The following is an 18,951-nucleotide window of genomic DNA, read 5'->3' as shown; positions in this document are numbered from 1 at the left end:
TTCATAAAAATAAGAACCTATCTTGAAATCACATTCTCCTTGACCAAGATAGATTCTCTATTTTACTGAATAAAACTGAAAGAAACCTAAAACTAAGATAAGCGCTCTTCCAAAACAAAGTCAATTGGTAGAGTAGCTAAAAAACGCTCCAATTGTTTTTCCCAGTAGTACCACTCGTGCTTACCTGGACTATGACTATAGGTCACCTCAAAACCTAGTTTTTTGAGGTTTTTCACTGCGAGGTTATTGGCAGAGTAAAGATAGTCTTGCTCTCCACACCAAGCCCATAGTTTGGTCTTTTTATCGGATTTTGCAGCCATGCTTTCAAGCGAATGAGGACTAGCTGTCCAATCTTTGATTTCTCCAAAAACTCCTCTCCAGTAGGCAAGTGACCCAAGATCCTGACTTTCAGGAGAAAATTCGTGAAAACTGAGCGCACCAGAAAAACTAGCCGCATGAGAAAATCGATTCGTCGATAGAGCGAGTTTGAAGGAGCCGTAACCACCCATGGAGAGACCAGCTATAAAGGTCTTTTCTCGCTTGCTGGTCATATTAGGGAAGAAACGTTTCATGACTTGGGGGAGTTCTTCTGCTAGAGCTGTATAGTAGTTATAGCCATACTGAGTATCTGTGTACCAGCCATTATTTGTATTGGGCATGATAACAATGAGATTGGTTCCACGCAACAAGCGTTCGACATTGGTACGTTTGAGCCAGCTATTTTGGTTTCCTGACATTCCGTGCAAAAGATAAAGGACAGGAATATCTGTGCAATCTGGTTCAGTCACCCGACTAGCATCTGGATAGAGTACGGTAACACCCCACTCCATATCCAAAACTTTTGAGTAATACTCAATATTCATAACTGCCATGGTTGTCTCCTTTTACTATTCTATAAGAAAAAGCCGAATTTCGACTTTTTCTGTAGGTATTCTGCTTATTATTTTGCTTCCATCACGACTGGCAAGATTGCTGGACGACGCTTGGTTTGATCAAAGAGGTACTTGGTCAGATTGTCACGAACCTTGCCTTTGAGATCTGCCCAGTCAAAGTCATCACCTTGAAGATAATCTTCTACCGTTTGGTTAATCAATTCTGAACTTTCACGGAGAATATCGCGGCTCTTCTTGAGGTAAACAAACCCACGCGTATGAACACGGGCCTTGGCCACAATTTTTTTCTCACGACGGTTGACAGTGATTGCCACGATAAAGATTCCATCTTCTGACAAGACCTTACGGTCACGAAGGACGACATTTCCAACATCCCCGATGGCATTTCCGTCAATCAAGACATCCCCTGCAGAAACTGCTCCAGCTGGAACAAAATCTCCATGTTCATAAGACATGGTCGTTCCCTTTTTAGGGATGAAAATGCGTTCCGGCAACATCCCAACTGCCATGGCAGCCTTGGCATGCGCGTCCAACTCACGATACTCTCCTTGGATAGGGAAGAGGTAGTTTGGTTGCAAAAGATTGATCATCAACTGCAAATCACGCGCATTTCCGTGTCCGGATACTCGCAAGCTTTGGGTAATGAGTTTCACCACACCACCAGCTTGGTAGATCATGTTTTCAACACGCGCCATGACGGCTTCTTTGGCGATAGATGGAGTCGTTACGATATAGACCAAGTCCCCGTCTTTGATTTCCACATAGCGGTGGCGACCAATGGACATCTTACGAAGTCCATTAATAGGCTCACCCATACGACCCGTCTCGAGAATAATCAACTCATGGTCTTCAAATCGAGACATTTCTTTTGGTTTAATCAAGAGACTTTCATTAGCTAGAGATAATTTTTTGAGTCGAATCGCAGTGCGGACGATATTTTCAATATCAAATCCAGTCAAAACAACTCGGCGACCTGTATCTGCAGCCGCATCAAAAACCTGCTGGATACGAGAGAGGTTGCTGGCAACTGCTGCAACGATGATACGACCTTCCCAGTCTGCAATGGTCTGAGTAATTTCATCCCCAACTTCACTCTCGCTCGCCACCTGGATATTGCTGTCTGCATTGGCTGAATCACTGAGGAGCGCCAAGACACCATCACGACCGATTTCTGCCAAACGAGCAAAATCCGTCGCATAGGATTCGCTAGCTGTCTGGTCAAACTTGAAGTCCCCTGTATAAACGATGCTACCTTCAGCTGTTTTCAGGACTATTCCCAAACTTTCTGGGATAGAGTGAGTTGTACGGAAGAAGGAAACCACAGTCCCTCCAAAGTCGATCTCTGTATCTTCATCAATCACATGGAAGTCATTGAATTTCTTAACCGTATCATTTCCTTTGACAAAGAGTTTGGCCAACTCAATGGTCAACTCAGAACCAAACACAGGCACCTTCGCCTCTGCCAAAAGATAAGGCAGGGCACCAATGGCATCCGCATGTCCGTGGGTCAAAAAGACCCCGGCGATACGATCGCTATTTTCAAAAAGGTAGTCCATATTTGGAATGACGACATCAACACCTAGTTGTTCATTTTCAGGGTATTTAAGCCCAGCATCCAAAACAAAAATAGAACCATCGATTTCAGCGATGTACATATTTTTCCCATTTTCTCGTACACCACCTAGTGTTGTTAAACTAATATTACTCATTTTCCCTCCGAAACTTCATTTATCTTGATTATAGGGTGAATTTACCCTCTTATTCTAAAAGTTCTAAAACTTCCAGCCGAATCTTTTCCTACCATTATACCATTTTTTTGATTATTTTCAAAACGAAGATCGGTTTTTAACTAGAGATTAGTCACTACTGTGAATCGAATTCTTTTACTTTGACTTCTCTTTTGGAGGCTTCATCGAAGATAATAGAACGATTGTACCATCAAAAATACGGATTTTCTGAATCAATTTGATTTCAGATACCTTTCTCGAACTCTAAATTTTTCTTTTAGTTCAAAAAACTTGCTTTTACCTCTCGACTTGAGAACTATTTTCTACAAAGACATGGTTTATCTACATCCAAAAGCGAAAATTTCCTGTTCGCTACAGAATCTAAAAATTTCAGCAATTAGCCATTAAGATGGAGGTTAACGATAGGAAATTTCTTCAAAAAGAAAAAAGACTTAGAAATTCTAAATCTTTTTATCATCTTTAGTTTGGATAGATATAAGTTACGTTACCTAAAAATTCATGAGGATTAAAGAAGCCACGATAATTCGCAATCTGCTTTTGACGTCTGTAGTTTGCTTCCAATACCTGGATAGAGTTTTCACTTTGAACATCTGTTACATAAGCAACGTGTCCATATTCACCACCATCCCAAACGGCGATTGCTCCTACTACTGGAACACTTCCTGTCTTATAACCTTGAGCGCTCGCGTAGATTGCCCACGTGTTGGCATTTCCCCACCAGTTGCTAGCCCAAGGAGCCAATTCTTTCACACCCCATGTACACTGACCAACAGGATAAGAGTTTCCATAGTTTGTCGGAGTCTTTTCGACAACATCCTCTGTATCTGATACCACATTCGCAGTGCTAGCTGGAGCACTGTAGGTAGAGCTAGCCTGAGCGGAACCACTTACTTCCAATACATCGCCTGGGTGGATAGTGTCAAAGATGGTTTTTCCATTCAAAGCTGCCAACTCATGCGGATCCATGCCGTTTGCAGTTGCAATGGCATAAAATGAATCACCGTCTTGGACAACGTAAGAGTTCGCATGAACAGTTTGAGCCCCAACTGTAGCCAAAATAGCGGTAGAAGTCAAACCAAGAGTCAGTTTCGTAACTGTTTTTTTCATAACTATTTTCCCCTTATATTTTCTTGATAAGAAAATCATACTTGATTTACATGTCAGTTCGTTTAGAGTTATATTTTAGTCATGTTACAAAAATTTATACTTTTACTACATAAGGTTTAAAAGCAGACATCGTATAAAGTGATAGAAGAGAATAAAAAAAATGAATCATTTCCCCAACCTTTACATCAGCAAACCATCCAAAAGACTATCCAATCAACCACTCCCACATCAAGCATTTATCCGTCAAAAAGAGACCGAGATAGGTCATCTCAGTCCCTTTCCATCTATTACTCCATTAAAAAATCATAAATTTCTTGAACTGTCCCCAGCGCCATCATTTCTTGGTCTTTAACAATCTGTTTGAGATTTTGGTAAATCTGACTTTCACCAATTTCCCTTTTTGGCGCTTCTTTATTGACTGTCATGACACCATCTTTGATCGTCACAAAGCCCAGCTCTTCAAATACTTGGATCATCTTGACCAGCAAGATTTGTTGGATATTGAGATAAGCCGCCAAATCTTTCAGCTTGTAGCGAATATCAAACTCTGGAAACTGGTAAATGGTCTTGTACAATTTTGCAAACTGTTCTCTAGTCCCGTAACCTGTCAGATAGTAGGCCTTATCGATGTCATTTTTGAAATAGACAGCAGAGAAATCCTGTTCCTGAAAAATGGCCTTCAGCAAGGTAATATCTTCAGGAATGGTTTTCACAACCACAGCATCACTGGTCGCTAATTCTGGTAATTCTCCAGCAAAGTCCAAGACTGGAACCCCTTCTGGCAAGACTGCATTCTTCCCACGAATGTTAAAGAGTTGAACACCCTCCACACGCGCATCCACCATCATCAACTGGAGGGCAGTTTGCCCATTCCATTGGTTGACAGACAAGGTGACTGCCAATTCTAGATTCTTGGTTTGAGCAAACTCTGTTGCCCATCTACCTTGTCCAAAGGCCACCACTTCAAAACTCGCCTCACCCTTGGAAATTTTTAGTTTTAGGTGGACATTTCCTGCTCCCATGGTACGAGCACTTTCGACATGAAAATCCTTGATATAAAAGACAGGTTTCTGATTGTCCATTCCAAAAGGTGCCAAACGTTCAAAACTTTTAACCGTTTCTAAACTAAGGGTCTCCAAGTCCAACTCTTCATCTAGATTTAACTTGTTCTTGCCAACAGCATCTGCACCTTTTTCACGGACATAGTCTTCCAAGACTTGAGATAAATCTGGAAGCTTCTCCACTTCCAGCGTCATTCCAGCTGCACCAGCATGGCCGCCAAAGGCGATAAAGAGGTCTCGATGGGGATCCAGAGCTTCAAAAATATCGACCGCTTCCACACTACGAGCACTGCCCTTGGCACGATCTTCTTCTATACTAAGAACGATGACTGTCTGCCCTAGTTCTTCCAACAAACGACCAGCAACGATACCCAGAACCCCAGGATTCCAGCCTTCCTTGGCCAAAATCTGGACCTTCTTCTCAGGATCTACCATGGTCTTAGCTTCTTCATAGATTGACTGAACGATCTCCTTACGTTCTTCATTTTTCTGGTGAATCATGAGGGCAATCTCATGTGCTTCCTCGTCGTCAAACCCAGTCAACAAATCAATAGCTGGATTAGGATCATCTAAACGCCCCAAGGCATTTAAACGAGGGGCAATCTGAAAGCCAACCGTTTCTTCTGTAACTTCATTCGCAGCAATCCCAGCCATATCCAGCATTTCTTGTAGACCAATACGCTGAGTATGCCCCAGCATTTCCAGACCATATTGAACCAAAATACGGTTTTCATCTGTCAAACTCACCATATCTGCAATGGTACCGATAGCAACCAAATCAAGCAATTCCACTTGCACTTCTTCTAAAAGAGCGCAAGCTAGCTTGAAAGCCACTCCGCATCCGGCCAAATATTTGAAGGGATAATCCGCATCTGGATGCTCAGGGTGAACAATCGCATAGGCATCAGGAAGGGTTTCCGGCATGGAATGGTGGTCAGTCACAATGACATCCACTCCCATAGACTGGGCCAATTCAATGGCCTCGTGACCAGCAACTCCATTATCCACTGTCACAATCAAGGAAATACCCTCTTGCTCGATAAAGTATTTATAAACACTGGCATTGGGACCATAGCCATCGGTAAAACGATTGGGTAGGTAAACACGGCACTCAGCACCAAGCTGTTCCAAACTTTCCTTCACAATCGAAGCTGAAGTCATACCATCCGCATCGTAGTCTCCATAGATGAGAATGTTTTCCCCTTCTTCAATGGCCTGACGAATCCGTTCTACTGCCTTGTCCATATCATGGAGCAGATAGGGGTCATGTAAGTCCTCTAAAGAAGGTTCTAAAAACTTCTTTAGACTTTCTTCATCCTGAATCCCTCTTTCAAATAATAACCGTGCCACCTCGGGACCCAGCCCAGCCTTCTTGGCTATCTTTGTAAAATCCGCATCTTCAACCTGCGGGGCAAACTGCCATTCATAAGTAGGAGTTATCAAAAAAACATCCACTCTTTCTAAGAATTCTATCGTTTCATTATAACATGATTTAGGCATTTTCTCTATCCAGATTGCTTTTTTATAACATTTTAGTGAATTTTTTTCAGATATGATTTGACAAGAACATTCTTTTGTTATAGAATCATGTTATAAAATCTAACACAAAGGAGATCTCTCATGGCTTTAGTAGAATTTAAAAACGTCGAAAAATATTACGGAGACTACCACGCACTCCGCGACATCAATCTCCGTTTTGAAAAAGGACAAGTTGTTGTCCTGCTTGGACCTTCTGGCTCTGGGAAGTCCACTCTTATCCGTACGATCAATGGTTTGGAGGCTGTTGACAAAGGAAGTCTCCTGGTCAATGGACACCAAATAGTAGGTGCTAGTCAGAAAGATTTAGTTCCTCTTCGTAAGGAAGTCGGCATGGTTTTTCAACATTTTAATCTTTATCCACACAAAACAGTGTTAGAAAACGTGACACTTGCGCCTATAAAAGTTCTAGGGATTGATAAAAAAGAAGCTGAAAAAACAGCCCAAAAATATCTGGAATTTGTAAATATGTGGGACAAGAAAGATTCTTATCCGGCCATGCTATCTGGTGGACAAAAACAGCGGATCGCCATCGCTCGTGGTCTTGCCATGCATCCAGAACTCCTCCTCTTTGATGAGCCAACATCTGCTCTTGATCCTGAGACTATCGGAGATGTTCTAGCAGTTATGCAGAAACTAGCACATGACGGGATGAATATGATCATCGTTACCCACGAAATGGGCTTTGCCCGTGAAGTTGCGGACCGCATTATCTTTATGGCCGACGGAGAAGTTTTGGTGGATACGACAGATGTCGATGACTTTTTCGACAATCCAAGCGAACCTCGTGCCCAGCAATTCCTCAGCAAAATTATCAACCACGAAAGTGATAAAGTCAAATAAGGAGGCACCTATGAAAAAGAAATTCTTTTTATCAGCATTATTGATTAGCCTTTTCGGCCTTGCTGCTGCCAAACCAGTCCAGGCTGATACTAGTGTCGCAGACATTCAAAAAAGAGGCGAACTGGTTGTCGGTGTCAAACAAGACGTTCCCAATTTTGGTTACAAAGATCCCAAGACAGGGACTTATTCTGGTATCGAAACCGACTTAGCCAAGATGATTGCAGACGAACTCAAAGTCAAGATTCGCTACGTTCCTGTTACCGCTCAAACCCGCGGTCCACTACTAGACAACGAACAGGTCGACATGGATATCGCAACTTTCACCATCACAGACGAACGTAAAAAATTATACAACTTCACCAGTCCCTACTACACGGATGCTTCTGGTTTTTTGGTCAATAAATCCGCCAACATCAAAAGCATTGAGGACCTAAACGGCAAAACCATTGGGGTTGCCCAAGGTTCCATCACCCAACGCCTGATTACTGAACTGGGTAAAAAGAAAGGTCTAACCTTTAAATTCGTCGAACTTGGTTCCTACCCAGAATTGATTACTTCCCTTCACGCTCACCGTATTGATGCTTTTTCCGTGGACCGTTCTATCCTGTCTGGCTACATTAGTAAACGGACAGAACTACTAGATGATAGTTTTAAGCCATCTGACTACGGTATCGTCACCAAGAAATCAAACACGGAGCTAAACGATTATCTTGATAACTTGGTCACTAAATGGAGCAAGGACGGCAGTCTTCAAAAACTCTATGACCGTTACAAGCTCAAACCATCTAGCCACACAGCAGATTAAGGAGGACACCCCATGACAGATTTATCATCTTGGACAGCCTATTTTCAGGATTTTGGACAATTTTTCAATGGTTTCCTCTTTACCCTTGCCCTAGCGGTTGGTTCCTTTATCCTCGCCATGGTTTTGGGCATCTTCTTTGGAGCCATGTCAACTAGCAAACGCCCATTCTTGCGTGTTTTGGCTCGTATCTTTGTCGAATTTTACCAAAATACTCCCCTCTTGGTGCAGTTTGTCATCGTCTTTTATGGTTTGCCTCTTATCAGTGACCATACCATCATGATTCCGATTTATTGGACAGCTGTTCTCTGCGTGGGACTCTATCACGGCGCTTATATCGCTGAGGTTATTCGTTCAGGGATTCAGTCTATTCCTAGCGGTCAGATGGAGGCCGCCCTGTCGCAAGGTTTTACCTATATCAGTGCCATGTGCTTGATTATCTTGCCTCAGGCCTTCCGTATCATTCTCCCTCCATTGACCAACCAAATCGTTAACCTCATCAAGAACACCTCTACAGTCGCTATCATCTCTGGAGTAGACTTGATGTTTGTGACTAAGTCTTGGTCGGCTCTCAACGGAAACTATATCCCAGCCTTTTTAGGTGCTGCTCTTCTCTACTTTGCTCTATGCTTCCCTGTTGCCCAGTTTGGTCGCAAGATGGAGCAAGCCAACAAAAAAGCCTATTCACTTTAGGAGGTTACTATGGAATCTATTTTAGAAGTTTTGACCCCAGATAACCTAATCTTTATCTTTAAAGGATTTGGCTTGACCCTCTACATTTCTCTAATTGCAATCGTCCTCTCGACCCTTATCGGAACAGTGCTAGCCGTCATGAGAAATGGGAAAAATCCTATCTTACGAATCATCTCCAGCGTTTATATCGAGTTTGTACGTAACGTTCCCAACCTTCTCTGGATTTTCACCATCTTTTTGGTGTTCAAGATGAAGTCCACACCAGCAGGTATTACTGCCTTTACTCTTTTTACCTCAGCAGCCCTAGCTGAGATTATCCGAGGCGGTCTCAATGCCGTGGACAAAGGCCAGTACGAAGCAGGAATGTCGCAAGGATTCACTTCAGCGCAAATCCTCTACTACATCATTCTCCCACAAGCGATCCGTAAAATGCTGCCAGCCATCATTTCTCAGTTTGTAACCGTGATTAAGGATACCAGTCTCCTCTACTCTGTTATCGCCCTACAAGAACTCTTTGGCGCCAGCCAAATTCTCATGGGACGTTATTTCGAACCAGAGCAGGTCTTCAGTCTTTATATCCTGATTGCCTTGATTTACTTTATCTTTAACTTTGCCATTTCTAGCCTGTCTCATATGCTAGCAAAACGTTGGCAACAAGCCGCAGAATAAAAACGAAATGTGAACTCAAAACAAGGGTTCATATTTTTTGCTATAAATGAAAAAGGACAACTCAATGCTATGCAAACGTTTTACTTTTTTGGTAAAATAACTTTAAAACCATAACGCAAGGAGAAAAACAATGATTCAAGACCTTTACAAAGAATTCTCTCAACTGGAACAAGTAGAAGCTATTGCTCTTGGTGGTTCTCGTGCAGGACAAGCCTACGATCAAAACTCTGATTATGACGTTTATGTCTATCTTAACTCACCTATTGACGAGAAAACTCGTCAAATCATTCTTAGCAACTATTGCTCCTATATGGAAATTGGAAACCAGTTTTGGGAGTTAGAGGATGACTGCGTACTAAACAACGGTATCGAAATCGAGTTGATTTATCGTTCGATGGAGTCGTTTGAACAGGAATTGAACTCAACCATTTTTCAACACAAAGCTCAAAACGCTTATACAACTTGCATGTGGCATAATCTACTCCACAGCAAGATTCTATATGACCCGAATGGACACTATGCTTCTCTCCAAAAGACTTACCAGATTCCCTATCCACAGGAACTCAAAAAGCATATCATCGAAAGGCAACTCCTTTTGCTAGAACAAGCCATGCCTGCCTTCTCTCACCAAATAGAAAAAGCTATCAAACGCCAAGATCTTCTCAGTATGAATCATCGTACGAGTGAGTTTTTTGCTTCCTACTTTGACTTGTTATTTGCGCTCAATGAGCAAACCCATCCTGGTGAAAAACGAATGTTGGAGTACGCAAAGACCAATTGTACACTCCTCCCTATGCAATTTGAAGAAACTATTCGCAAGTATTTCCAACTACTCTACCAACCACAACAAGGAGAACAAGCGATCGTAACCTTGCAAACTATCCTGAAGGAACTAAAAGCCATTTTGCCATAGACCAAAAAGAAAATGTGAACCTGAAACTGAGGCTCACATTTTTCTTTATAGTTTACCGTAAAGAATCTAGTACACTTTACCACAATTCTTCTTGCCCAACTCATAAAAAGAGCGGCAATAGAAAAAGAGAACCTTAGTCCTCTTACTTAGACAGTTTATTCTGAGCATCTGCCACAACCTGAGCCAGACTTGTCTGACGCAGTTGGTTTTCCATAGCTGCTTGAACATCAAACAACTTTTGGTCCAAAACTGCATGGATATTCGCACCAATTGGGCAATTAGGATTTGGATTGTCATGAAAACTAAAGAGCTTACCGGATTTTCCTAAACACTCCACAGCTTGGTAGACATCCAACAAACTGATCTCTTGAAGGTCTTTTATTATCTCAGTTCCTCCCGTACCACGAGCAACTGAAATCAATCCAGCTTTTTTGAGTTGCGATAAAGTCTTACGGATAATGACTGGATTGACTCCGACACTGGCCGCAAGAAAATCACTAGTTACCTTACTGTCTGTATCCTGCATTGCAATAATAATCATCATATGAGTCGCAATTGTAAATCGGCTTGAAATTTGCATCTTCTTCTCCTTTCATTGATATTTTATTCATCTTTTCCCGTATAAACATTATACCTTTTTTGCTTATCCTGTCAAATATTAACAAATGATTACCTTCTCCATGCAAAAAGTCCTGTATCCCTCTTGACAACCAGAACGGTAGAGGGCATACAAAGACTTATTTTTTATGCAATTTTACGGACAATCCCTTTTGTTTTATGACTTGACCAGACTGAGCTGATAGACACCCCAGCACCAACTAAGGTAAACACAGCTAACATAGCTAGATTATAAAAATAGTTATCTGAAAAATGACCGCTAAAGATTAAATCATTCACCACTCGGAAAGCAAAGGCAAACTCAACCCCTAGTTTGGCAACGACTTCCATCGCCAAATCAATTTGATTCACTAGAAAGACAGTAATCACCATCCAAATAGAGGAAATCACAATCCCCTTTCGAGATACCTTTCTTCCAAGGATTTCATATCCTTTAATGGTACAAATCCCCAGAACAATACCCGCTACCATAGCTACATAACCTAGACGAGCGATAAATAGAGCAACTGCTCCACCAATCAAGGCTCCAAGCAAGGCACCAACTGCTCCAAGAAGAACATTTTCCTTTTGATTTTGATAAGAATCTACCTCAATCTGAAGATTGCTCTTCAGCAATTGATAGCTTTCCTCGTTGATAAGGAAAATTGAATCACCTAATTGATAGAGACCAACGGGCCCCTCCTGACCGCTGTAGGCACAGACTTGGACGAAATGATGGGTTTCAAGGAATGCAACGAGGTCTGTTATGAGCGTCTGTAACTTTTCGATTGTTTTGGATTTGCGCATTGCACCTTTTACGACAAAAGAAACAAGGTACTGATTGATAGACAAGGTCGACAAGTTTGGAAGAGATTCACTCTTAAACTCATCCCAAACCAATTCATTTTCTTCTAAATCCGCAGGATTACCATTCAAACTCACACTGACACAAAGTCGAAACTGATTTTTCACGTCAGTTTCTTGCAGGAAAAGTAAATAGCCTGACTGCGTGCCATAAATACTACGCGAATCTTCGTCAAATTGCAAGCCCAACTCCGAGGCAATAGCGTGTAACTCTTCTGGTTTCATTATCTGTCTCCTCTTATTTTGAATATCAATTAGTATGAGATTCAAATTAGTTATATTCCGTTATTCTAACATAAATTTGAGAAGCCGTCAATTCGTATCCAGTTCGACTTATCGGAAAACAACAGTTCCTAGACTATCTGTTTTCTAGCTAGAAGTCCTCTTAAAACCAATCTTTTTTGTCTCTTTCCATCCAGAGTTCAACATCCTGATCATAACCTTCTTGTTCACTAATCTGACCTAACAATTCATGATTATGAGTATGGTGAATCCCATTTACCAAACTTTCATAGTAGACCTGAAAATAGGGGAGCTTCAAATCCTTAGCCAACTGCAATTCAGCTTCTACATCATAATCCACTCGACGAAAATCAACATCAGACAAACCTACTTCATCAAACTCTAAAATCATATACTGAGCCCGAAGGTCCTTACGCAACTTCGCATCTAGAAAGAAAGGTTGTCCAATGGAACCTGGATTAAGAATCAACTGTCCATCACTTCCGTAACGAAGCAACTGTTGATGAATATGACCATATACTGCGATAGAGGCGTGTGGATTAGTGACCAATCTATCAAAATCTTCTTGCTTTCCCGTATGAATCAACTCTCTACCCCAGTTTTTATCAGGGAGATGGTGAGTGATTCCCACCATCAAATCACCAAACTGACGATGAACTTGCATGGGTTGATTATTGAGGTCTTCGATTTCTTCAGGGCTGACCTCCTCTAAGATGTACTGACTTTGACGCAGGAGATAACGATGACTCGCTATTGTAGGATCTAACTTGCGATGCAGGCCTCGCCAGAGACTATTTTCCCAATTACCAAGAACTCTTACTGTAATAGGCAAGCTAGCTAAGAGGTCCAATATCCTTCTACGTCCTGTTCCAGGCATGAGAATATCTCCCAAAAGCCAGTACTCATCTACCTCTGCCGCTCTTGCATCAGTCAGAACAGCTTCCAAAGCTGTCGTATTTCCATGTATGTCTGAAAGAACTGCTATTTTGGTCATTCTTTCTCCTCATTCTCTCTTACTTCTTTTGTTAGTATTATAGCAGAAAACACTCGAAAAGATCACTATCACTGATCACTGGATTAAATTGTAAGAGCTTTTAAATCGTGCTATAATATAAGTAGAGATTTCTCCTTCATTTAGGATTATGTGGTCTACAATATCTCTCAATTTTTCCAGATTGGAGGACTATTGCCATGCGGAATTATCTTAAGTATATCCCATACTACCTTGTCATTTTCTTCTTTTACTGGCCCCTCTATGAACTCCTCTCTCTACTCATCTCCGACCCATATACACTGAAAGGGCTCTACATTTACAACATCATCCTCTTTTCACCTCTGGTAATCTTTATCGTATCGCTACTTTATAGCTATCGATTTCATTTCTCACTTTGGTGGCTACTCGGTATTGGTCTGCTCTATTGCTTTACCATCATCACCTTTGGTGAGTTCATCCTGCTTTACTTCCTAGCCTATGAACTCTTTGCCCTACTTGGGTTGGTTTCTGGTGTGGGTATCAAGCATCTCTTCCAGAGAGCGAAAAACAAAAAAATTATATAAAAACCTTGAAAATTCTCGCAATCATGCTATAATAATGCATAGAGACAAGTCACTTAGTCCCTTTCTACTAGAGAGTGCGTGGTTGCTGAAAACGCATAGAAAGCCTAAACTGATACTACTCTACTGACTTTTATGCAAACATAAAACGGTGGCCACGTTAAAGCCAATCAGAGGTGTCCCTCTTTTTTGAGGAACATGAATGAAGGTGGAACCACGTTGCGACGTCCTTTTAGGATGTCGTTTTTTGTTTGGAGAATAGAGATATTGCCAGATTAAATGAAACATAGCTAAGAAAAGAAGCTGGAGGTTAATGTGAATAAATCATTGTCTTGGGTGATTCCCTGTGCCTTCCTTATCGTCTATGTATGGCTAATGAAAACTCTCAGTCTATGGGGGTTAGAGTACATTGTTGTTTTTTCATTTTTTGCATTTGTTCCTCTTTTGCCATTTCTTGCTCCTTTTCTTGGTATCTTAATGTTTTTTAAGAAAAAGAAACTCATCCTGTCAGGATATTTTCTAAGCCTAACTGCTGGTATTTATTTGGTTAATGCTATAAGAAACTATCCGCTAAGGATATACATGGAAGGTGAGATGACTGATGAACAATATCTGTCTCTAATCCTTTCCTTAGTATGCTATCTATTCATTTCTACAGCTTTCTTTATCTTTAAAATGAGAAAGTTAAACTATCATTTGTTTAGATAATTAATTGTTATGATTCTTTGTAGATATCGAATTCTCTACTTCTTCAACCTCAATTTTTAAATATGATAAATTTTTAAGGAGAAAACCATGATTAAGATTACTTTCCCAGATGGCGCTGTTCGTGAATTCGAATCTGGCGTGACTACTTTTGAAATTGCCCAATCTATCAGCAATTCCCTCGCTAAAAAAGCCTTGGCTGGTAAATTCAACGGCAAACTCATCGATACGACTCGTGCTATCACTGAAGATGGAAGCATCGAAATCGTGACACCTGATCACGAAGATGCCCTTCCAATCTTGCGTCACTCAGCTGCTCACTTGTTTGCCCAAGCAGCTCGTCGCCTTTTCCCAGATATTCACTTGGGTGTTGGTCCAGCTATTGAAGATGGCTTCTACTACGATACTGATAACACAGCTGGTCAAATCTCCAACGAAGACCTTCCTCGTATCGAAGAAGAAATGAAAAAAATCGTTAAAGAAAACTTCCCATCAATCCGTGAAGAAGTGACGAAAGACGAGGCACGTGAAATCTTCAAGAACGACCCTTACAAGTTGGAATTGATCGAAGAACACTCAGAAGACGAAGGTGGGTTGACTATCTACCGTCAGGGTGAATATGTAGACCTCTGCCGTGGACCTCACGTTCCATCAACAGGCCGTATCCAAATCTTCCACCTTCTTCATGTAGCAGGTGCTTACTGGCGTGGAAATAGCGACAACGCGATGATGCAACGGATCTACGGTACAGCTTGGTTTGACAAGAAAGACTTGAAGAACTACCTTCAAATGCGTGAAGAAGCCAAAGAACGTGACCACCGTAAACTTGGCAAAGAGCTTGACCTCTTCATGATTTCACAAGAAGTCGGACAAGGACTACCATTCTGGTTGCCAAACGGTGCGACTATCCGTCGTGAATTGGAGCGCTACATTGTCGACAAAGAGTTGGCTTCTGGCTACCAACACGTTTACACTCCACCACTTGCTTCTGTAGAGCTTTACATGACTTCTGGTCACTGGGATCATTACCAAGAAGACATGTTCCCAACCATGGACATGGGTGACGGGGAAGAATTTGTCCTTCGTCCAATGAACTGCCCACACCACATCCAAGTCTTCAAACACCATGTTCACTCATACCGCGAATTGCCAATCCGTATCGCTGAAATCGGTATGATGCACCGCTACGAGAAATCTGGTGCCCTCACAGGTCTTCAACGTGTGCGTGAGATGTCACTCAACGACGGTCACCTCTTTGTTACTCCAGAACAAATCCAAGAAGAATTCCAACGTGCCCTTCAGTTGATTATCGATGTTTATGAAGACTTCAACTTGACTGAATACCGCTTCCGTCTCTCTCTTCGTGACCCTCAAGATACTCACAAATACTTCGATAACGATGAGATGTGGGAAAATGCCCAAACTATGCTTCGTGCAGCCCTTGATGAAATGGGCGTTGACTACTTTGAAGCTGAAGGTGAAGCAGCCTTCTACGGACCAAAATTGGATATCCAAGTTAAGACAGCTCTCGGAAAAGAAGAAACCCTTTCGACTATCCAACTTGACTTCTTGCTTCCAGAACGCTTCGACCTCAAATACATCGGAGCTGATGGTGAAGAACATCGTCCAGTTATGATCCACCGTGGTGTTATTTCAACTATGGAACGCTTCACAGCTATCTTGATTGAGAACTACAAGGGAGCTTTCCCAACATGGCTTGCACCACATCAAGTAACCCTCATCCCAGTATCTAACGAAAAACACGTGGACTACGCATGGGAAGTGGCTAAGAAGCTCCGTGACCGTGGTGTCCGTGCTGATGTGGATGAACGCAACGAAAAAATGCAGTTCAAGATCCGTGCTTCACAAACAAGCAAAATTCCTTACCAATTGATCGTTGGTGACAAGGAAATGGAAGACGGAACAGTCAATGTTCGTCGCTACGGCCAAAAAGAAACACAAACTGTCTCAGTTGATGACTTTGTTGAATCTATCCTGGCTGATATCGCTAACAAATCACGCGTTGAGAAATAATACTCTTCGAAAATCAAATTCAAACCACGTCAACGTCGCCTTGCCGTACTCAAGTACAGCCTGCGGCTAGTTTCCTAGTTTGCTCTTTGATTTTCATTGAGTATAAGAGCCTAGCATAAAAGCCTCCATTCGGAGGCTTTTTCTCATTTATGTTTACTCAATAACGAGCTTCACTTCAGCGAATTTAATCCGTACGGTTGTTCCTTTTCCGACCTCAGACTCGATGCGAATCTGGTGGCCCAGTTCTTCAGAAATTTTCTTAGATAGATAGAGGCCAAGTCCAGATGACTGCTGGGTCAAACGCCCATTGTAGCCTGAAAAGCCACGTTCAAAGACTCGGAGCACATCGCTGTTTTTAATCCCGATTCCCGTATCCTTGATACAGAGCTCCTGACCTTCCATATAAATCTCTAGCCCACCTTCTTTGGTGTATTTGAGACTGTTTGAGAGGATTTGTTCAATGACGACCAACAGCCACTTCTTATCGGTCACGATGGTTTTGTCTAGATCATGTAGATTGAGCGTCAGTCCTTTTTGGATAAAGAAAAGAGCATACTTGCGAACCACTTCCTTCACCAGATCTTCCACTTGAACCTTTTCAAATACCAAGTCATCATGGAAGCTCTCCAAACGCAGGTACTGCAACACCAGATTGGTATAGGAGTCAATCTTAAAGATTTCCTGTTCCAGTTGCTGCTTAACCTCACGATCAGAGACTTCTGCTACCAAGAGACGGCTTGCCGCAATGGGGGTCTTGATTTGGTGAACCCACAAGGTGTAGTAGTCAAGCAAATCCGTCAGCTTACTCTGCGCTTCCGACTTCTTTTGATACAATTCAGACTCACGCTCTTCGAGCTTTTCTACTAGCGCACATTCCAGAGGAGACTTGGGGTCTCTCTCAGCATAGAGTATTTCCTGCCGGTAAACCTGAGCTTCTGCAAATATATCCCAAGCCAAAAATAGGAAGGTCACAAAACTACTGAGCAGAAAGAAATAAAGAAAATAAGTTCCTAGACTAGCAAATAAAAACTGAAAGAGAAGGACGAGAAAGCCTAATGAAAAAATATAGGCAAAAACGCGACTGCGAGAACGCAGATAGGCTAGAAAAAATGATTTCCAATCAAGCATGTTTCAGTCCGTATCCTATCCCTTTCTTGGTTTCGATAAACCCTGCTAAACCTTGCTCCTCCAACTTTTTGCGCAGGCGAGCAACATTGACAGACAAGGTATTGTCATCGATGAAAAAGTCGCTATTCCAGAGTTCCCGCATCAGGTCATCACGCGCCACGATATTGCCAGCATGTTCAAACAAGACCCGCAAAATTTGAAATTCATTCTTGGTCAAACTCAGGACTTCCCCCTGATAGTGCAGGTCCATAGACTTGGTATTGAGGATCACACCCGCATACTCCAGCAGACTTTCATCACGGCCAAATTCATAGGAACGGCGCAACAAGCCTTGAACCTTGGCAAGGAGCACCTGCTGGTCAAAAGGCTTGGTCACAAAGTCATCTGCCCCCATATTGATCGCCATGACGATATCCATCGCTTGATCTCTCGAAGAGAGAAACATGATGGGCACCTTAGAAATCTTACGAATCTCCTGGCACCAATGGTAACCATTAAAAAGAGGCAGACCGATATCCATGAGGACCAAATGAGGCTCCGACTGAACAAAAAGGCTCAATACTTCCATAAAGTCTTCTACCAAAACGACCTCAAATCCCCACTCAGAGAGCAGTTTTCCCACTTGTTGTCGAATAACTTGGTCATCTTCTACTAGTAAAATCTTGTGCATGCGCTCCTCCTTTACTCTTGTTCAAACTATAAAAAACCTTAATAAAAATCTATGAATTAGTAACTCAACTATTTGGCTATTTATCTTTCAAATCCAGATTCGGAAACGAAAGCTAAATAGAAAACAATCCCACTGATATCATACCTTATTTTTAACTATAGTTCCAGCCTTATCCTATATTTTCCTTTTTGTGCTCATTTTGTTAGCGTTTCTTTAACTTATTTAATAAATCTAGCCTTCTTATTGACAAGCTAGCCATGATTTGTTAGAATATGAATGAACAAATCGATTTATTCATTCACAAAACAAAGGAGGCTAAATCATATTGGACAAAAAACAAGCTTTAAAGACAGCAGCCTATGAAGTTTTTTCGAAAAAAGGTTACAAGGCAACAGGAATTTCAGAAATTGCTAGGCAAGCTGGTGTTGCAGTTGGTTCTTTTTATAACTATTACGAGAGTAAAGAAGCCATTTTTCTAGACACCTATATAGATGAAAACAACCGTGTTCGTCAAGCTATGATCGAAGAACTGGATTGGGAAATTGATATGACCGACCTCATTGGTCAACTCTTTGCTCAGTCCAGAACTTTCGTTTCTTCCAATAAAATCCTTGCAGAATGGTACAATCCTGCCATCGCAGATGAGTTACACAGCTACTATTCCTCGGAGGAAGGCAAAGTCGCAAATCCATTTCATCAGTTTCTAGTTAAAACTTTTACAAATCGTATGCAGGCTGAAGGGTACTCGCCAGAAAAGATTCAAGATATTTTACAGGTTTATAATCTGTTTTACTATATGGATATGCATATCACGGAAAAAGATTTTCCAGATATTGGCAAGACCGTTGAAATACTTGCAACCAACTTCATAAAAGGAATTCTTAAATAACA

The 18,951-nt window shown here is 41.7% G+C and carries 18 protein-coding genes and 1 pseudogene; 10 read left to right on the top strand and 9 right to left on the bottom strand.

Annotated elements, in window-relative coordinates:
• Positions 1-92 precede the first annotated feature (92 nt).
• The 4 genes from AXF18_RS05740 to recJ form a co-directional block, all read right to left on the bottom strand.
• Positions 93-872, bottom strand: a complete 780-nt coding sequence (locus AXF18_RS05740) for an alpha/beta hydrolase family protein (protein ID WP_049501475.1) — start codon at positions 870-872, stop codon at positions 93-95.
• Between the two features lie 68 nt (positions 873-940).
• Complete coding sequence (locus AXF18_RS05735) at positions 941-2,602, bottom strand: ribonuclease J (protein WP_065371644.1); 1,662 nt, start codon at positions 2,600-2,602, stop codon at positions 941-943.
• A 498-nt stretch (positions 2,603-3,100) separates the two neighbouring features.
• Positions 3,101-3,748 carry a CHAP domain-containing protein gene (locus AXF18_RS05730; protein ID WP_000754477.1) on the bottom strand — a complete coding sequence of 216 codons (648 nt, stop codon included), beginning with the start codon at positions 3,746-3,748 and terminating at the stop codon, positions 3,101-3,103.
• A 287-nt stretch (positions 3,749-4,035) separates the two neighbouring features.
• Complete coding sequence (recJ, locus tag AXF18_RS05725; protein WP_065371948.1) at positions 4,036-6,252, bottom strand: single-stranded-DNA-specific exonuclease RecJ; 2,217 nt, start codon at positions 6,250-6,252, stop codon at positions 4,036-4,038.
• Positions 6,253-6,429: 177 nt separating this feature from the next.
• Between recJ and AXF18_RS05720 the strand changes: the two genes are divergently transcribed.
• From AXF18_RS05720 to AXF18_RS05700, 5 genes are all read left to right on the top strand, one after another.
• Positions 6,430-7,188 (top strand): amino acid ABC transporter ATP-binding protein, encoded by a 759-nt coding sequence (locus AXF18_RS05720; RefSeq protein ID WP_065371643.1) that lies wholly within the window; start codon positions 6,430-6,432, stop codon positions 7,186-7,188.
• 10 nt (positions 7,189-7,198) lie between these two features.
• On the top strand, positions 7,199-7,993 hold the full coding sequence (locus tag AXF18_RS05715; protein ID WP_084437472.1) for a transporter substrate-binding domain-containing protein: 795 nt from the start codon (positions 7,199-7,201) through the stop codon (positions 7,991-7,993).
• A gap of 12 nt (positions 7,994-8,005) precedes the next feature.
• The gene (locus AXF18_RS05710; RefSeq protein ID WP_065371642.1) at positions 8,006-8,683 is read left to right on the top strand and encodes an amino acid ABC transporter permease; all 678 of its coding nucleotides are present in this window, start codon (positions 8,006-8,008) and stop codon (positions 8,681-8,683) included.
• Positions 8,684-8,692: 9 nt separating this feature from the next.
• Entirely contained in the window at positions 8,693-9,352 is a 660-nt protein-coding gene (locus AXF18_RS05705) for an amino acid ABC transporter permease (protein ID WP_065371641.1), read from the top strand.
• 130 nt (positions 9,353-9,482) lie between these two features.
• Positions 9,483-10,265 carry a DUF4037 domain-containing protein gene (locus AXF18_RS05700; RefSeq protein ID WP_065371640.1) on the top strand — a complete coding sequence of 261 codons (783 nt, stop codon included), beginning with the start codon at positions 9,483-9,485 and terminating at the stop codon, positions 10,263-10,265.
• Between the two features lie 142 nt (positions 10,266-10,407).
• Here AXF18_RS05700 and AXF18_RS05695 read toward each other — a convergent pair whose 3' ends face one another.
• From AXF18_RS05695 to AXF18_RS05685, 3 genes are all read right to left on the bottom strand, one after another.
• Positions 10,408-10,845 carry an Rrf2 family transcriptional regulator gene (locus AXF18_RS05695; RefSeq protein WP_001167390.1) on the bottom strand — a complete coding sequence of 146 codons (438 nt, stop codon included), beginning with the start codon at positions 10,843-10,845 and terminating at the stop codon, positions 10,408-10,410.
• A gap of 164 nt (positions 10,846-11,009) precedes the next feature.
• Complete coding sequence (locus tag AXF18_RS05690) at positions 11,010-11,951, bottom strand: hypothetical protein (RefSeq protein ID WP_065371639.1); 942 nt, start codon at positions 11,949-11,951, stop codon at positions 11,010-11,012.
• 160 nt (positions 11,952-12,111) lie between these two features.
• A complete protein-coding gene (locus AXF18_RS05685; RefSeq protein ID WP_065371638.1) occupies positions 12,112-12,963 on the bottom strand; it encodes a metallophosphoesterase in 852 nt (283 codons plus the stop codon).
• A gap of 197 nt (positions 12,964-13,160) precedes the next feature.
• On the opposite strand from AXF18_RS05685, the gene AXF18_RS05680 reads away from it, so the two are divergent.
• The 4 genes and pseudogenes from AXF18_RS05680 (at position 13,161) to thrS (ending at position 16,262) form a co-directional block, all read left to right on the top strand.
• A complete protein-coding gene (locus tag AXF18_RS05680; protein ID WP_065371637.1) occupies positions 13,161-13,526 on the top strand; it encodes a hypothetical protein in 366 nt (121 codons plus the stop codon).
• Positions 13,527-13,608: 82 nt separating this feature from the next.
• Positions 13,609-13,802 (top strand): annotated as a pseudogene (locus tag AXF18_RS10150) (hypothetical protein).
• 57 nt (positions 13,803-13,859) lie between these two features.
• Positions 13,860-14,231 (top strand): hypothetical protein, encoded by a 372-nt coding sequence (locus tag AXF18_RS05675; RefSeq protein WP_065371947.1) that lies wholly within the window; start codon positions 13,860-13,862, stop codon positions 14,229-14,231.
• 87 nt (positions 14,232-14,318) lie between these two features.
• Positions 14,319-16,262, top strand: coding sequence for a threonine--tRNA ligase (gene thrS / locus AXF18_RS05670; RefSeq protein WP_065371636.1), 1,944 nt, complete (start codon positions 14,319-14,321; stop codon positions 16,260-16,262).
• 153 nt (positions 16,263-16,415) lie between these two features.
• Here the strand turns inward: thrS and AXF18_RS05665 are convergent, their stop codons facing one another.
• Positions 16,416-17,390 carry a sensor histidine kinase gene (locus AXF18_RS05665; RefSeq protein WP_065371635.1) on the bottom strand — a complete coding sequence of 325 codons (975 nt, stop codon included), beginning with the start codon at positions 17,388-17,390 and terminating at the stop codon, positions 16,416-16,418.
• The gene (locus AXF18_RS05660; RefSeq protein ID WP_000548981.1) at positions 17,383-18,060 is read right to left on the bottom strand and encodes a response regulator transcription factor; all 678 of its coding nucleotides are present in this window, start codon (positions 18,058-18,060) and stop codon (positions 17,383-17,385) included. Before AXF18_RS05660 ends, AXF18_RS05665 begins: the two co-directional genes overlap by 8 nt.
• Before the next feature lie 319 nt (positions 18,061-18,379).
• Between AXF18_RS05660 and AXF18_RS05655 the strand changes: the two genes are divergently transcribed.
• Positions 18,380-18,949, top strand: a complete 570-nt coding sequence (locus tag AXF18_RS05655) for a TetR/AcrR family transcriptional regulator (protein ID WP_065371634.1) — start codon at positions 18,380-18,382, stop codon at positions 18,947-18,949.
• Positions 18,950-18,951 lie beyond the last annotated feature (2 nt).

Source organism: Streptococcus sp. oral taxon 064, assembly GCF_001683375.1.
Taxonomy (GTDB): domain Bacteria; phylum Bacillota; class Bacilli; order Lactobacillales; family Streptococcaceae; genus Streptococcus; species Streptococcus oralis_S.
This window is presented reverse-complemented; position numbering and strand designations above follow the sequence as displayed.

Excerpts from the sequence above, each read along its gene's own strand:
- AXF18_RS05740 (WP_049501475.1), bottom strand. The coding sequence starts at position 872 with ATGGCAGTTATGAATATTGAGTATTACTCAAAAGTTTTGGATATGGAG.
- AXF18_RS05735 (WP_065371644.1), bottom strand. The coding sequence starts at position 2,602 with ATGAGTAATATTAGTTTAACAACACTAGGTGGTGTACGAGAAAATGGG.
- AXF18_RS05730 (WP_000754477.1), bottom strand. The coding sequence starts at position 3,748 with ATGAAAAAAACAGTTACGAAACTGACTCTTGGTTTGACTTCTACCGCT.
- AXF18_RS05720 (WP_065371643.1), top strand. The coding sequence starts at position 6,430 with ATGGCTTTAGTAGAATTTAAAAACGTCGAAAAATATTACGGAGACTAC.
- AXF18_RS05715 (WP_084437472.1), top strand. The coding sequence starts at position 7,199 with ATGAAAAAGAAATTCTTTTTATCAGCATTATTGATTAGCCTTTTCGGC.
- AXF18_RS05710 (WP_065371642.1), top strand. The coding sequence starts at position 8,006 with ATGACAGATTTATCATCTTGGACAGCCTATTTTCAGGATTTTGGACAA.
- AXF18_RS05705 (WP_065371641.1), top strand. The coding sequence starts at position 8,693 with ATGGAATCTATTTTAGAAGTTTTGACCCCAGATAACCTAATCTTTATC.
- AXF18_RS05700 (WP_065371640.1), top strand. The coding sequence starts at position 9,483 with ATGATTCAAGACCTTTACAAAGAATTCTCTCAACTGGAACAAGTAGAA.
- AXF18_RS05695 (WP_001167390.1), bottom strand. The coding sequence starts at position 10,845 with ATGCAAATTTCAAGCCGATTTACAATTGCGACTCATATGATGATTATT.
- AXF18_RS05690 (WP_065371639.1), bottom strand. The coding sequence starts at position 11,951 with ATGAAACCAGAAGAGTTACACGCTATTGCCTCGGAGTTGGGCTTGCAA.
- AXF18_RS05685 (WP_065371638.1), bottom strand. The coding sequence starts at position 12,963 with ATGACCAAAATAGCAGTTCTTTCAGACATACATGGAAATACGACAGCT.
- AXF18_RS05680 (WP_065371637.1), top strand. The coding sequence starts at position 13,161 with ATGCGGAATTATCTTAAGTATATCCCATACTACCTTGTCATTTTCTTC.
- thrS (WP_065371636.1), top strand. The coding sequence starts at position 14,319 with ATGATTAAGATTACTTTCCCAGATGGCGCTGTTCGTGAATTCGAATCT.
- AXF18_RS05665 (WP_065371635.1), bottom strand. The coding sequence starts at position 17,390 with ATGCTTGATTGGAAATCATTTTTTCTAGCCTATCTGCGTTCTCGCAGT.
- AXF18_RS05660 (WP_000548981.1), bottom strand. The coding sequence starts at position 18,060 with ATGCACAAGATTTTACTAGTAGAAGATGACCAAGTTATTCGACAACAA.